The following is a 14,406-nucleotide window of genomic DNA, read 5'->3' on the forward strand; positions in this document are numbered from 1 at the left end:
CGACTGCCCCCACACTCAACCCTCGTTAAAAACACGCAAGGGGGGAAGGGACCAATGGACGCGTCATCATCACAGGCCACGCCGACGCCCGATGAAGTGGTCACGCTGGTGGTCAGACACCTGGTCAAGCCGGGCCTTGAAACCGACTATGAAGCCTGGCTGCGGCGCATCGTGCGCATTGCCGGTGAGCGCCCGGGCCACCTGGGCGTCGATGTAGTGCGCAGCAAACAAGGCGCGCTGGCGCTGTTCACCTGCGTACTGCGCTACCGTTCCACCCATTACCTCGAACTGTGGCTGAATTCACCACAACGTCAGGCCCTGATCGACGAAGCCGCGCCGATGCTTGCCGATGGCGACCGCACCGAAATCGGCGCGGTCAACGAGTTCTGGTTCTCGCCCCTGGCCGACAGCGCCGCCAAACCACCGCGCTGGAAGCAGGCCGTGGTCACCTTGTTGGTGATCCTGCCCCTGACACTGTTGGTGCCCATCGTATGGGGGCCGATCCTGAGTCTGCATCCGTTGCTGTCCAACTACGTCGTGGCCACCTTCCTGGTGACCCTGACCATCGTGTTGCTGGTGGTGTACCTGTTCATGCCGGCGGCAACCCGGCTGTTCGCCCCTTGGCTTGAAGCTTCTGTAAAGGAAACCCTATGAACGCTGATCTGATTCTGTTCAACGGCCAGTTCCACACCGTGGACCGTGAGAACCCCCGTGCCACCGCTGTCGCGATCAGCCAGGGGCGGTTTGTCGCCGTCGGTACCGATGGCGAAGCCATGGCCTTGCGCGGCAGTGCCAGCCAAGTCATCGACCTCAAGGGCCGCACCGTCATTCCCGGTCTCAACGACTCGCACCTGCACCTGATCCGTGGCGGCCTGAACTACAACCTGGAGCTGCGCTGGGAAGGCGTGCCGTCGCTGGCCGATGCCTTGCGCATGCTCAAGGATCAGGCCGACCGCACGCCAACCCCGCAATGGGTGCGAGTGGTGGGCGGCTGGAATGAATTCCAGTTCGCCGAAAAACGCATGCCGACCCTGGAGGAACTGAACCAGGCCGCTCCCGACACGCCGGTCTTCGTCCTGCATTTGTATGACCGCGCCTTGCTCAACCGTGCTGCGCTACGCGTGGCCGGCTATACAAAAAACACACCGAATCCACCTGGCGGCGAGATCGTACGCGACAGCCAGGGCAACCCCACCGGCATGCTGGTGGCGCGGCCCAATGCGATGATTCTGTACTCGACCCTGGCCAAGGGCCCGAAACTGCCGCTGGAATACCAGGTCAACTCCACCCGCCAGTTCATGCGTGAACTCAATCGCCTGGGCCTGACCAGCGCCATCGACGCGGGCGGCGGCTTCCAGAATTACCCCGACGACTACGCGGTGATCGAGCAGTTGGCCAAGGACCAGCAACTGACGGTGCGCATCGCCTACAACCTGTTCACGCAAAAGCCCAAGGAAGAACTCAGCGACTTCAAGAACTGGACCGGCAGCGTGACTCTGCACCAGGGTGACGACTACCTGCGGCATAACGGCGCCGGCGAGATGCTGGTGTTCTCGGCGGCGGATTTCGAGGATTTCCTGGAGCCGCGCCCGGACTTGCCGCTGACCATGGAGCAGGAGTTGGAGCCGGTGGTGCGCCACTTGGTGGAACAGCGCTGGCCGTTCCGCCTGCACGCGACCTATGACGAGTCGATCTCGCGGATGCTCGACGTGTTCGAAAAGGTCAATCGCGATATCCCGTTCAATGGGCTGCCGTGGTTCTTCGATCACGCCGAAACCATCACGGCGAAAAACATTGAACGGGTACGGGCCTTGGGCGGCGGGATTGCGATCCAGGATCGCATGGCGTTCCAGGGCGAATACTTCGTCGAGCGCTACGGCGCCAAGGCCGCCGAAGCCACGCCACCGATCAAGCGCATGCTCGCTGAAGGCGTGCCGGTCGGCGCCGGAACCGACGCCACGCGGGTGTCGAGTTACAACCCGTGGACTTCGCTGTACTGGATGGTCAGCGGGCGCACCGTCGGTGGCCTGGAACTGCACGCCGAAGGCTTGCCGCGTCTCACTGCCCTGGAACTGTTCACCCACGGCAGCGCCTGGTTTTCGTCCGAACAGGGCAAGAAGGGCCAGATCAAGGTTGGCCAACTGGCGGACGTGGCGGCGCTGTCGGCGGATTTCTTCAGTGTCGACGAAGAAGCCATCAAGTGGATCGAGTCAGTCTTGACCGTGGTCGGCGGAAAAGTGGTGTACGGCGCCGGTGACTTTGAGGATTTCGCACCGCCGCGGGTGCCGGTCCTGCCGGACTGGTCGCCGGTGGTCAAGGTGCCGGGTCACTGGCGACCGAGCTCGCCCCTGCAGGCTCAAGTCCACCAATGCAGCGGCCCCTGTGGCGTGCATGCCCACAGCCATGAACGGGCGCGTCTTTCCAATGTACCGGTCAGCGACTTCCAGGGTTTCTGGGGGGCGTTTGGCTGCTCGTGTTTCGCTTTCTGAATCAACCACAAAGGAGTTACACCGATGACTTACAAGCGCCTTAACAAAGACGACGCCGTGGTATTGCTGGTGGATCACCAGACCGGGCTGATCTCGCTGGTCCAGGATTTCTCACCCAACGAATTCAAGAACAACGTGCTGGCCCTGGCCGATGTGGCCAAGTTCTTCAAGTTGCCGACCATCCTCACCACCAGCTTTGAAACCGGCCCCAACGGCCCGTTGGTGCCCGAGTTGAAAGAACTGTTTCCGGACGCTCCGTACATTCCGCGCCCCGGCCAGATCAACGCCTGGGACAACGAAGACTTCGTCAAGGCCGTGAAGGCCACCGGGCGCAAGCAACTGATCATCGCCGGCGTCGTGACCGATGTCTGTGTGACATTCCCGACCCTGTCAGCCCTGGCCGAAGGTTTCGAAGTGTTCGTCGTGACCGACGCTTCCGGCACCTTCAACGAGACTGTGCAGCAAGCCTCCTGGGCGCGCATGACCGCAGCCGGTGCGCAAATGGTCAACTGGTTCTCGGTAGCCTGCGAGTTGCAAATTGACTGGCGCAATGACATGGAAGGCCTGGCTAACTTGTTGTCGCCGCGCATTCCCAACTACCGCAACCTGATGAACAGTTACTCGGCGTTTACCGCCAAGTAACCTGGCGCTGCACATCCGGTGATGCTCGTTCCCGCGTACCGCGCGGGAACGTTCGGTTGTGGTTTCATGACTGAGCGGCTATAAAACAGCCAAATGTCCACCGAGATGCGACAATGAACCCCTTTGAAGACATGCGCCTGTTCTGTCAGGTCATGGAGTCCGGCAGCTTCACGGCCGCCGCTGAGCAGTTGGGCCTGTCCAAACAGTTTGTCAGTCGCCGCCTGATCCAGTTGGAAGATCGCCTGGGCGTGCGCCTGCTCAATCGCTCCACACGCCGTCTGGATGTGACGCCTCTGGGCCAGAGTTATTACGAATCCGCCTTGCGCCTGCTCAGTGAAGTCGAGCAAGTGGAGCAGGGCATCAGCGGCCAGAACAGTGAACCCCGGGGCACGATTCGCTTGAGCGCGCCGCTGTCGTTTGCGATGGCGCACCTCGGTTGCCTGCTGCCACGGTTTTTGCAACGTTACCCGCAGGTGTCGGTGGAAGTGGACTTGAGTGATCGTCCGGTTGACTTGATCAGCGAGGGTTACGACCTGGTCCTGCGCATCGGCACTCTGGAAGACTCGACCTTGATTGCGCGGCGTATCGCCAGTATCCAGCGGGTCTATTGCGCCAGTCCGGCGTACCTGGCCGCACAGGGTACACCGCGCACTCCCGAAGAACTGGTCGATCATCAGTGCCTGCCGTACGGCCACAGCCGCCAGGTGCAGTGGCGCTTCCAGGTCAAGGGCAAGCCGCAGAGCCTGAATGTCAGCGGGCGCATGCGGGTCAACAACGGTGAGTTGCTGCGCGACACGGCCATCGCCGGGCTGGGCGTCACTTATCTGCCGACCTTTATCGTCGCGCACGCCCTGCAAACGGGCCAATTGGTGACGCTGCTGGAGGATTTTGCGCCCGAACCGCTGACCCTCTCGGCGGTGTATCCCCAACACCGTCAAGGTTCGCGGCCGGTGCAGGCGCTGGTGGAGTATCTGCGCGAGCAATTGGTTGAACCGCTGCTAGGACAATAATTGGCGGATCAGGCTCGGCGTGCTGCCGGTCCAGCGCTTGAATGAACGCCGGAAATTCGCCGCATCGCTGAAGTTCAGGTACGTCGCCACTTCTTCATTGTTCAAGCCCTTGACCTGGTACAGATACAGCGCCATGTGTTTGCGCACCCGGTCGACCTGTTGTTGGTAGCCCGTGTGGTGCTTGTGCAGTTTGCGCTTGAGGGTCGCCGGGCTCATGGCGAAATCCTGGGCTGTCTGTTCCAGGCTGGGTGGCTGGCGCACATGGGATTGCAGGTACTGGTACAGACAGTCGAGAAAACTGGTGGCGAAGCCCAGTTGCTCGATCTGTTCGCGCGCCTGTTGACGGGCGACCTGACCGGCGGTGGCTGATGCGCCGGGCCAGGTCTGGGAGAGAAACCGGCGCTCGATGCACATCATGTCCAGCGGTCGCTCGAAGCGCGTCTGCTCACCCAGATGCACCCAATACTGTTCGACATAACGCGGCTGCGCATGGCTGAAGTGGCACTCCCAAGGCAGGCGCTGGCCACTGAGCCATTGGCTCATCGCGACCATTGACGTCATGCTGGCTTCGAGTAGAAAGCGCCAGTGTTCGCCGGCCCCGCAACTGTCACGCCAGAACAGATACGCGTGGTGTTCGTCCAGTAGCAGTTGCGGGGTTACCAGAGGGCTGAGCAGTATTTGCTGCTCCAGCAAGGTATCGATGGCCTGATGCAGGTTTTGTGCGTGACCCAAGGCATGGCTGGCGGCGCCGTAATGCCCCGGTAGCAAGCGCTGCCCGAACAGAAAACTGCTGTCATCGGCATCCAGCAGGCGCCGGCTGTTGCCGATCAGCGCCAGAAACTGTTGCGGGCTCAGGCGGGCGCTGCCGGCCAGGATGTCCTCATGGAACAGTCCCGTGCCGCGCAACAGACGGTGACTGTCGATGTCCCGTGACAGCGCCAGGTCGATCAGCATCGCCGGCTGGTAATGGCCGGCGATAAAGCGACTGTCGGCCTCGTACCACGTGGTTTTCAGGGTCATGGCCGGGCCTCAGGCGGTTTTTGCCAGGGGCTGTTTGGCACGCGCCAGCGCCAGGTTCAAGCGCTTGAGCAACGCTTCGGGGGTCTCCTCCAGCGCCATGACCACGGCGGTGGTGGCCGACAGTTGCAAGCGCTCACCGTGTTGCCGGGTCTTGTGCGCCAGGCTGTCCACCGCGTGTTGCAGCTCTGCGGCGAGCAACTGTGCCTGGCGCTCACCGGTGTGCGGCAACAGCACCACAAATCGATCACCGGCCAGTCGGCACAGCAGGTCCTGGCGCCGCAAGTTCAGCAACAACAAATGGCTGAGGGCTTGCAGCACCGCATCACCCTCGGCATGCCCGTAGGCCTGATTGATGGCGGCGAAGTGGTCCAGGTCCACCGCCAGCAAGGACAAAGGTTGCTGGCGCTCCCGGCTGTTGCCGAGGGTCTCGGCCAGCTGTCGCTTGAGGTAATCGGCGCCGCCCAGGGGCGTCAGCTTGTCGAACAAGCGATGTTCGCGAAACAAGCGTTCGCGTTTTTCCATTTGCGCGCTGATCGCCAATTGCTCGCGGTGCCAGTGATAAATGCCCAACGTCAGCAGAATCATGCCGACCGGCATTGGCCCGGACTCCAGCCAGTGATCCCAGGTGATGCTGTCGGGCAGGCGGATGAATTCGTCGAGGCTGTCGATCCACCAGGAGAAAAAGATGCAGCTCAGGCCCAGCACCAGATAGTTGGTGACCCGTCCCGCCGGACGACTTTTCAGCACCAGCCCCAACCAGACCAGCGCCAGCAGGGCCGTGCCACCTTCACCGACGATGTCCAGCCAGACCCATTCGCTGACGCTTTTCAAATCGCCGCAGGCCAGGTGCAGCAACAGGCCGAGGTTCGCGGCGAGGAGCAGCAGGGTGAGTTTCCAGCGGTGGGGTTTGAGCACGGAGAACATGGCCGGGATCCTTGGGCGGTCGCGCGATGGAGGCCAGCACAGCAGATGGATGTGACAGTTGGATGACGATGGGGAGGGGTCGAATCAGCTCATGGGAGTGTAGGGGAGATTCAACAGCCGAGCCCCTCACCCCAAAGGGCATAGGTATCTACACCCCTATTGGGTACAGCGGCCTGATGCACCTGGGTAAATGTGGGAGCGGGCTTGCTCGCGAATGCAAAGTGTCAGTCAGCCTATTCTTCTCTGACACACCGCTTTCGCGAGCAAGCCCGCTCCCACATTTACCCAGGTGCATCAGGCCGCTATCCGACAACTGTCAAGCCGTCACGGGAGCACGCTCCTTTGCCACAGGTGCAGGGCCCAACCAAAGTTGTGTAGATACCTATGCCCTCTGGGAGAGGGTTGGGGTGAGGGACTCTGACCAGAGTCATATCAGCTCATTCCACCTCGAAATCCCCGCAAACCCCGGGCTTTTCCAGCACCCCGGCAACCTCTGTCACAGAACCGTCATTCCTCACCCCTAGCTTGCCCTCCCAGTTGCCGGGCTTGTTGCCTGGCGTAACGGACTCTTGGGGAAGACTTCATGTACAAGCGCAGCGGGCTCGTCAGTTTCACGCTTACCGCCCTGGCTCTGGCGGTTGCCAGCGAACGGCTGAGTGCCGCCGATGCCGTGGCCAACACCGAGCACGTCGACGTGGTGGGACAGGCGGCCAGCATCGATCAGGCGCTCAAGGAACAGCGGGTTTCCGACAGCATCAAAAGCGTGGTGCATGCCGACGGCGTGGCGCAGTTGCCGGACGACAACGTGGCCGAAGCCGTGCAGCGCCTGCCGGGCATCAGTGTCGAGCGCGATCAGGGGGAAGGGCGGTTTGTCAGCGTGCGCGGCCTTGGCCCGGATCTCAACAGCGTGACCATCAACGGCACCCTCGTGCCCTCGCCGGAAAGCGAGCGCCGCGCCGTGGCCCTGGATGTGCTGCCGTCGGAACTGGTGCAGTCGCTGTCAGTGATCAAGACCCTGACCCCGGACATGGATGCCAACTCCCTGGGGGGCACCGTCGATGTGCAAAGCCTGTCGGCGTTCGATCACACAGGGCTGTTCTACACCGGCAGCACCGAGGCCAGTTACGACAAGAACACCCGCCAGACCAGCCCCAAGTTCTCCGGTGCGGTCAGTAATCGCTTCAGCCTTGGCGAGGGTATCGATAACTTTGGCGTGGCGGCCGCCTTGAGCTGGCAGAAGCGAGATTTCGGCTCGGACAACGTCGAGACCGGTGGCGCCTGGGATTTCGAGCAAGGCGCCAGACTCAATGAATTCGAGATGCGCGACTACGACATCAGCCGCGAGCGCGCCGGCGGTGGCCTGAACTTCGATTACAAGCCCGACGATCTGAGCAGCTACTACCTGCGCACGCTGTACAGCCGCTACAAGGACAGCGAGACCCGCAACGCCGCCAGCCTCGAGTTCGCCGACCCATTGGCCGCCGGAGAGCTGGGCGACGCCGAAGCCAAGCGCACGCTCAAGCAGCGTGAGGAAACCCAGGAAATCCAGTCCTACGTGTTCGGTGGCGAGCGCATGTTCGGCCTCTGGACACTCAGCGGCCAGGCCGGCTACAGCCGTTCCAGCGAAGACAGTCCGGCACACATTGCCGGTGCGACCTTCGACGGTGGTGATTTTGCCGACAGCGGTTTCTACGACAAGGACAAGCCACGTCCGATCATCGGCGCGGGCTTCTATGACGCCAACAATTACACCCTGGACAAGGTCGACTGGGAGAAACAGAACACCAAGGACACCGAGAAAAACCTGCGCCTGGACCTGGCCCGTGATTACGACCTCAATGGCTACGCGTCACAGCTCAAGTTCGGCGGCAAGGTCAGCCGACGCAATAAAGACAACGACCTGGAAGCATGGGTCTATGAAGACTTCGATGACCTGGGGTTTACCGATGAACAGCTCAACCTCGGCCAGTTGCAGAAAGGCAGCGTGGATTATCGCCTTGGCCGCTTCGGCCCCGGTATCAGTGGCAGCGGCATCCGGCAACTGATCGGCGGCCTGAATCCGGCGGACTTCTATGACGCCACGGAGTCGCGGGTTAACGACTTCAGCATGCGCGAGGACATCAACGCCGGCTACTTGATGAACACCCTTGATATCGACGACTGGCGCTTTATCGCCGGTCTGCGCTACGAAGGCACCGAGTTCGAAGCCAAGGGCACCGGCGCCACCGATGGCCAGTTCAGCGATACCGAGACCAAGCGTCGCTACCATCACTGGCTGCCGGGGTTGCACGCGCGTTACCAGTTGGACAAAAACACCCAGGTGCGCGCCGCCTGGACCAAGTCCGTGGTGCGTCCGACATTCGGCCAACTGGCGCCGGGGTTCGTCATCGACGATGACGAGGCCACGTTCGGCAACCCGGACCTCAAGCCGCTGGAGTCGAGCAACCTGGACCTCGGCATCGAGCACTACATGGGCCACGCGGGTACCGTGTCGGCATTCGTGTTCTACAAGGACATCCAGAATTTCGTCTACAACACCGACGTCGCGGGAACGGGCGCCTGGGCCGATTTCGCCGAGGCCCATACCTTTGCCAATGGTGACAGCGCCAAGCTTTATGGCCTGGAACTGGCCTACTCGCAGAAATTCGATTGGCTGCCGGCGCCGTGGAACGGTTTGCTGGTCGGGGCCAACACCACCTTCAGTCGTTCCAGTGCCGATATCGAAGGCTTTGACGCGGCCAGTGGAGTCAATCGCAAGCGCAACATCAACCTGCCCAACCAGTCGGACACGGTCGGCAACCTGATGCTGGGTTGGGAGGACGACACATTGAGCCTGCGCCTGTCGGCCAACTACAAGTCGGCCTATCTGTACGAACTGGCATCCATCAACGATAAGGCGCACGACCTGCACGTCGACTCCCAGACGTTCGTGGACTTCAGCGCTCGCTACGCGCTGACCAAAGACCTGCAAGTGAGCTTCGAGGCGCAGAACCTCACGGACGAATCGTACTTCGTCTACACCGGCCACCGTAGTTACAACGCCCAGTACGAAGAGTACGGCCCGACCTACAAGCTGGGCCTGACCTTCACCCATTTCTGAAGTGCGTCGCACCCATAGGTCGAGACGTGAGCCCACTTAGATAGCGTCTTGAATCCTGCCCGGCCAAGTTCAAGACGGTATCTACGAGGTATCGCCTTGTTGTATTTGATAAGGATTTTCCCTGTTCATGAGACTTTCCAAGCCTTACTTGCTAACCGCCCTGATCAGCCTGACGTGCGCTCACGTTGTGGCCGCCGACGTGCCCTTGACGCCTTGGGCGCCTGCGCTCGACGCCCAGGCCGTGAGCTTCCTGCCGAATGCCGAGCAGCGCCTGGCCGCCAGCGAGCGCGATGGCCTGCTGTTGCTGGATGCCAAGGGCGCCGAACTGGCCCGCTTCAAAGGTCACTTCAGTAGCCTCGACAGCCGCGCCGCTGGTCAACAGGTACTGCTGGCGAGCCTGGACAACGATCGTCAGCAAGCGCTGCTGATCAGCCTTGATCCGAGTACGGGCGAGTGGGGAACGCCGCTGTATTTGCCGAGTCGCGACTATGCGGTCAACGGCGTGTGCCTGTCCCGCGACTCGGCGGCCAATCTGTTTCTGTTCCTGGTCGGTGAAGAAGGCAAGGGCGAGCAATGGCTAGTCGGAAACGGCTCGACATTGCTGGCCGAACCACAGCGCGTACGGGGGTTGCCGTTGCCGCCAGCGGCGCAGTTCTGTCAGGTGGACGACGCCGCCCAGCAACTGCTGGTCAACGAAGAAAACGTCGGTTGGTGGGCCTACCCGGCACACCCGGAAGCCGATGCCACTCGCCGTCCCGTGGCGATTTTCGACACGCCTGAAAAACATGCCGCCGGCGCCATGGCGGTGGTGCCCGGAGGCGTCGTGGCGTTGGACCCCAAGGCCGGCAAGTTGCACCTTTATCAGCAGCAAGGCACGCGCTGGAGCCTCGCGTCGAGCCTTGCCCTTGCAGAACTGAAAGAACCGGAAAACCTTGCCGTGCGGGCCACTGCCAGCGGCCTGCACGTGCTGCTGCGCGATGACGAGGACGGGCGTCTCTATCAGACGACACTCAACTGGCAAGCCAAGCCTGTGCGATTGCCGCCGGTGTTGCCGGAAGTGGCCGCGATCCGCCAGAGCGCGCCGGTGGGGCGTCAGGGGGATGCGGCGGATGACCCGGCGATCTGGATTCACCCCGAGCACCCCGCCCAAAGCCGAGTGCTGGGCACCAACAAGAAGCAAGGCCTGTTGGCCTATGACCTCGATGGCAAGCTGTTGCAGGAACTGGCGGTAGGGCGCTTGAATAACGTCGATGTGCGCCCGAATTTCAAGCTCGGCCAACGCACGGTCGACCTCGCGGTGGCGAGCAATCGTGATCACAACAGCCTCAGTCTGTTCAGCATTGACCGGCGTACAGGCCAGATCAGCGAGGCCGGGGACATTCCGACACCGCTGCAAGCGATCTATGGCATCTGCCTGTTCCAGCCAGCCAGCGGCGAGGTATATGCCATCGCCAACGATAAGGACGGCACCTTCCTGCAATACCGTTTGAGCGCGCCGCAGGGTCGGGTAGAAGGGCAACTGGTGCGCCAATTCAAGGTCGACAGCCAGCCTGAAGGCTGTGTGGCCGACGACCAGCGCCAGCGTCTGTTCATTGGTGAAGAAGATGTTGGGGTCTGGGCGGTGGATGCCCGTGCCGATCAGCCGGCGCGGTTGAGCATCGTGATCAAGGTCGCAGAGCAACTGCAGGCCGATGTCGAAGGCCTGGCGCTGTACCAGAGCAATGGTCGCGACTACCTGGTGATCTCCAGCCAAGGCAATGACAGCTATCTGGTGCTGGACGCTGAGCCGCCGTTTGTCAGCCGTGGGGCATTTCGCGTGGGCCTGAACGCTTCGGCGGGTATCGATGGGGCCTCGGAAACCGACGGCCTCGAAGTCACCGCGATCAACCTCGGCGGGCCGTGGAGCCAAGGCATGCTGGTGGTGCAGGACGGCCGCAAGCGCATGCCCGAACAGGCCCAGAACTTCAAGTTCGTGCCCTGGGCCGAGGTCACCAAGGCGCTGAAGTTGCCTTGAGCCTGTCATCAATCGGTCACCGTTTTTTTATCGAATAGCCGCTCTAGGAGTTTCTTCATGCACGCCACATTGGAACATATGACGATCTGGGGACTGATCAGTGACGCCAGCCTGTTGGTCAAGGCTGTGATGCTCACGTTGCTCGCGGCCTCGTTGGTCAGTTGGTACTTGATCGTGCAGCGCGCCAGCGTACTGCGGCGCATGGAGCGCCAGATGAACCAGTTCGTGCAGCGCTTTCGCGGCACCGCTGAGGTCCACGCGTTGTACCGCGAAACCGTGCAAGAAAGCGAAGGTGGGATTGCGCCGATCTTCGTTGCCGGGATTCAGGAATTCGAGCATTTGCAAGGCCATGGCGAGGGCGTGCTGGAGGGTGTGGAGCGGGCGCTGCAAGTGGCGATCACCGAGCAGGAAGTGGAACTGGAGAAAGGCTTGCAGTTTCTCGCCACGGTGGGTTCGGTCAGCCCTTACATCGGATTGTTCGGCACGGTGTGGGGCATCATGAATTCGTTCATCGGCCTGTCCCAGGTGCAGCAGGCGACATTGTCGACCGTGGCACCCGGCATTGCCGAAGCACTGATTGCCACCGCGATTGGCCTGTTCGCGGCGATCCCCGCGGTAATTGCCTACAATCGTTTTTCGGCGCGCAGCCAAACCTTGCTGACCCGCTACTACGCGTTCGGCAACGAACTGCAGGTGCGTCTGCATCGCAGCGTGCGCGGCCATTCCTCGAACCTGGCCGCAGCCGCCTGAACCGGAGCCTTGCCATGTTAGTCAAGCCGCAACGCAAGCACGGGCCCAAGGCGGAAATGAACGTGGTGCCCTATATCGATGTGATGCTGGTGCTGCTGGTGATCTTCATGGTCACCGCGCCGATGCTGACCCAAGGCGTGAAAATCGAATTGCCCAAGGTCGCCGCCGAGGCCCTGGCCACGGATACCCGCCAGCAGATCCTTACCGTGTCGGTGAAGGCCGACGGCGGTTACTACTGGAACCTGGGCGGCGAACTGGACACTGAGCACCAGACCGACAGCGCCGTGACGCTTGATGACATGGGCGCCAAGGTGGCGCGCATCGTTGCCGAGCGTAGCGACACCCAGGTCTATATCCGCGCCGATGAAAGCGCCGGTTACGGTCAGGTGGTGGCCGCCATGGCCGTCTTGCAGAAGGGTGGCGTGAGCAACCTGGGGCTGGTGACCGAGGCGCCGCAATGACCTCGATGATCATGCCGGGGCCGAGCCTGACCTTGGCCGTTGCACAGCGTGCCGGTTTCTGGCGACAGGGTTTCGCTGCCGGTTTCGCCGTGGTGTTGCACGTGGCTGTGCTGGGGTTGCTGGTGCGCGGCGGGTTTCAGCCGCCGCCGGTCGAGTCGCCACAGGTTTTGCATACGCAGTTGGTGATGTTGTCGCCAGCCCCGCCACCCCCGGCGCCTGTTCCGGTCCCGGCGGCCATTGCCCCCACGCCAGCGCCGGAGCCCGTGGTCGCCGCCCCGCCGAAACCGGTTGTCGACCCGCACGTCCAGGCACGAAAAATGGAACAGGCCGCGCTGGCGCGCAAGCGGGTCGAGGACAAGAAAATCCAGCAACAGCGTCAGCAGCAGGAAACCGCACGGCACAACCGCGAGATGGAACAGCAGCGCCAGGCCGAGGAACGGGCGCAACAACAGGCGCAACAACAGGCACAGCAGCAAGCGCGACTGGCCGCGGACCGCGCCCGGCAACAAGCCGCCGCCCAAGCGGCTGCCGATAGCCGCCAATACCTGCCCCTGAGCAAGGAAGCGCCAGACTACCCTCAACGCGCCCTGGACAAGAACCTCGAGGGCGATTGTTCGGTGGAGTACACCGTCAATCCCCAAGGCAGGGTGGAAAACCCCAAGGTGCTGGACGGCTGCCATCCGCTGTTTATCCGGCCCTCATTGGCGGCGGCCAGCACCTTTCGTTATCAGCCACGGGTGATTGCTGGCAAGGCGGTCGCCGTACCGGCGGTGCGCAATACCTTCCATTACCGGATCAAGTAGGCCTTACAGGGTGCCAAGCACGCTTCGCAAATGCGCTTTCAATGCTTCGCTGGCACCTTGCATCGGCGCCCGCAGTTCGCTGTCGATCAGGCCTTCAAGGGCCAAGGCGGCTTTGACCGGTGCGGGATTGGGTTCACTGAACAGGCCGTTGATCAGCGGCAACAACCTGAAGAAAGTCTGCCTGCCCGCGTCCAGTTGGCCGTCGCGGATCTGCTGGTAGAGGGTTACGAATTTCTCGCTGTGAATATGCGCCGAGGCCGCGATCAGCCCCGTGGCGCCAAGGCACAAGGCGCTGAACATCTGCACGTCCTCACCACACAGGATATCGACCTGGCCGCTGTCCAGCAGCGCCAAAGTAGTGGCCAGGTTGCCGCCGCAATCCTTGATCGCGACGATCCGCTCATGGCTCACGATGTTCAGCAATGTGGCCCGTTCGAAGGCAATCCCGGTGCGGTACGGGATGTCATACAAAATGATCGGCACCCTGGAGGCATCCGCCACGGTCTGGAAAAAGGCCTCGAGCCCGGCCTGGGACGGGCGGATATAGCTCGGTGCCGGCACCAGCAACCCGGCCAGCGGCCGCGTCTGGAGCTGCTGCTGAAACTGCAGCAGTTCAATCAGGTTATTGCCCGACAGCCCCATCACCACGCGGTGTGCCGGCACGAGCTCGAGCACCGCATCCAGCACGGCTAATTGCTCCTGCCTGGCCAGGGCCGCGGCTTCGCCGGTGGTGGTGCAGACCATGATCCCGTGCACACCCTTTTCCAGCAGGTGGCCGACCAGCCGCCGCAGCCCGACGAAATCAATGGCGCCGTGATGGAACGGCGTGACGACGGGAACCCAGATACCTTGAAACGCTGACATGCACACTCTCCTGATGGTTGACCGATCAAGTCACCGTCAGAAGGGCAGAGGGGATAAGCAAGAGGAGGTGGGGTCCGTCGCGCTCGATGTCCTGTCAGCTCATCTGACGGGACAGCGCGCCCCGGTCACATGAGCGACTGTTTCTTCGATTTCAGGGCGTGCGCAACGCAACCTTGCGCCTTGGCGTTCAAGCCAATGACGGAAAAGTCGAAGTCGGACGTTGCAGGCATGACGGCGTACACCCTGAGTTAGACCTGTATCTTTATGTGTACGCTGCGCGGCTGTCAAGCGCGGCCTGTATTTCAGGTATCCTCCACGCCCCGCTCATT

The 14,406-nt window shown here is 62.0% G+C and carries 12 protein-coding genes; 9 read left to right on the plus strand and 3 right to left on the minus strand.

Annotation, left to right across the window (positions count from 1 at the left end; all coding sequences use genetic code 11):
• Window positions 1-54: 54 nt before the first annotated feature.
• The 4 genes from AC6CIA_RS23305 to AC6CIA_RS23320 all read left to right on the plus strand — a co-directional run bounded on the left by AC6CIA_RS23305 (window position 55) and on the right by AC6CIA_RS23320 (window position 4,141).
• Entirely contained in the window at window positions 55-654 is a 600-nt protein-coding gene (locus tag AC6CIA_RS23305; RefSeq protein WP_339532721.1) for an antibiotic biosynthesis monooxygenase, read from the plus strand.
• On the plus strand, window positions 651-2,489 hold the full coding sequence (locus AC6CIA_RS23310; protein WP_498315500.1) for an amidohydrolase: 1,839 nt from the start codon (window positions 651-653) through the stop codon (window positions 2,487-2,489). The genes AC6CIA_RS23305 and AC6CIA_RS23310 overlap by 4 nt, the downstream gene beginning before the upstream one ends.
• Before the next feature lie 24 nt (window positions 2,490-2,513).
• Window positions 2,514-3,131, plus strand: coding sequence for an isochorismate family cysteine hydrolase YcaC (gene ycaC, locus AC6CIA_RS23315; RefSeq protein WP_498315501.1), 618 nt, complete (start codon window positions 2,514-2,516; stop codon window positions 3,129-3,131).
• Window positions 3,132-3,244: 113 nt separating this feature from the next.
• Window positions 3,245-4,141: a LysR family transcriptional regulator gene (locus AC6CIA_RS23320; RefSeq protein ID WP_498315502.1), complete on the plus strand. Its 897-nt coding sequence runs from the start codon at window positions 3,245-3,247 to the stop codon at window positions 4,139-4,141.
• Here the strand turns inward: AC6CIA_RS23320 and AC6CIA_RS23325 are convergent.
• Together AC6CIA_RS23325 and AC6CIA_RS23330 are read right to left on the minus strand one after the other, a co-directional pair.
• Window positions 4,130-5,161 carry an AraC family transcriptional regulator ligand-binding domain-containing protein gene (locus AC6CIA_RS23325; RefSeq protein WP_498315503.1) on the minus strand — a complete coding sequence of 344 codons (1,032 nt, stop codon included), beginning with the start codon at window positions 5,159-5,161 and terminating at the stop codon, window positions 4,130-4,132. The genes AC6CIA_RS23320 and AC6CIA_RS23325 overlap by 12 nt on opposite strands.
• Window positions 5,162-5,170: 9 nt before the next feature.
• Window positions 5,171-6,085: a GGDEF domain-containing protein gene (locus tag AC6CIA_RS23330; protein ID WP_498315504.1), complete on the minus strand. Its 915-nt coding sequence runs from the start codon at window positions 6,083-6,085 to the stop codon at window positions 5,171-5,173.
• Window positions 6,086-6,668: 583 nt separating this feature from the next.
• Between AC6CIA_RS23330 and AC6CIA_RS23335 the strand changes: the two genes are divergently transcribed.
• The 5 genes from AC6CIA_RS23335 (at window position 6,669) to AC6CIA_RS23355 (ending at window position 13,213) form a co-directional block, all read left to right on the plus strand.
• The gene (locus tag AC6CIA_RS23335; protein ID WP_498315505.1) at window positions 6,669-9,185 is read left to right on the plus strand and encodes a TonB-dependent receptor; all 2,517 of its coding nucleotides are present in this window, start codon (window positions 6,669-6,671) and stop codon (window positions 9,183-9,185) included.
• A 127-nt stretch (window positions 9,186-9,312) separates the two neighbouring features.
• Entirely contained in the window at window positions 9,313-11,199 is a 1,887-nt protein-coding gene (locus AC6CIA_RS23340; protein WP_498315506.1) for a phytase, read from the plus strand.
• A gap of 57 nt (window positions 11,200-11,256) precedes the next feature.
• Window positions 11,257-11,949, plus strand: a complete 693-nt coding sequence (gene tolQ, locus AC6CIA_RS23345) for a protein TolQ (protein WP_498315507.1) — start codon at window positions 11,257-11,259, stop codon at window positions 11,947-11,949.
• Window positions 11,950-11,963: 14 nt separating this feature from the next.
• Window positions 11,964-12,410 (plus strand): protein TolR, encoded by a 447-nt coding sequence (gene tolR, locus AC6CIA_RS23350; protein WP_498315508.1) that lies wholly within the window; start codon window positions 11,964-11,966, stop codon window positions 12,408-12,410.
• The gene (locus AC6CIA_RS23355) at window positions 12,407-13,213 is read left to right on the plus strand and encodes an energy transducer TonB (protein WP_498315509.1); all 807 of its coding nucleotides are present in this window, start codon (window positions 12,407-12,409) and stop codon (window positions 13,211-13,213) included. The genes tolR and AC6CIA_RS23355 overlap by 4 nt, the downstream gene beginning before the upstream one ends.
• Before the next feature lie 3 nt (window positions 13,214-13,216).
• On the opposite strand, the gene dapA is transcribed toward AC6CIA_RS23355, so the two are convergent.
• Window positions 13,217-14,077 (minus strand): 4-hydroxy-tetrahydrodipicolinate synthase, encoded by an 861-nt coding sequence (gene dapA, locus AC6CIA_RS23360; protein ID WP_498315510.1) that lies wholly within the window; start codon window positions 14,075-14,077, stop codon window positions 13,217-13,219.
• Window positions 14,078-14,406: the final 329 nt, after the last annotated feature.

It is taken from the genome of Pseudomonas sp. GQ91 (assembly GCF_059758795.1).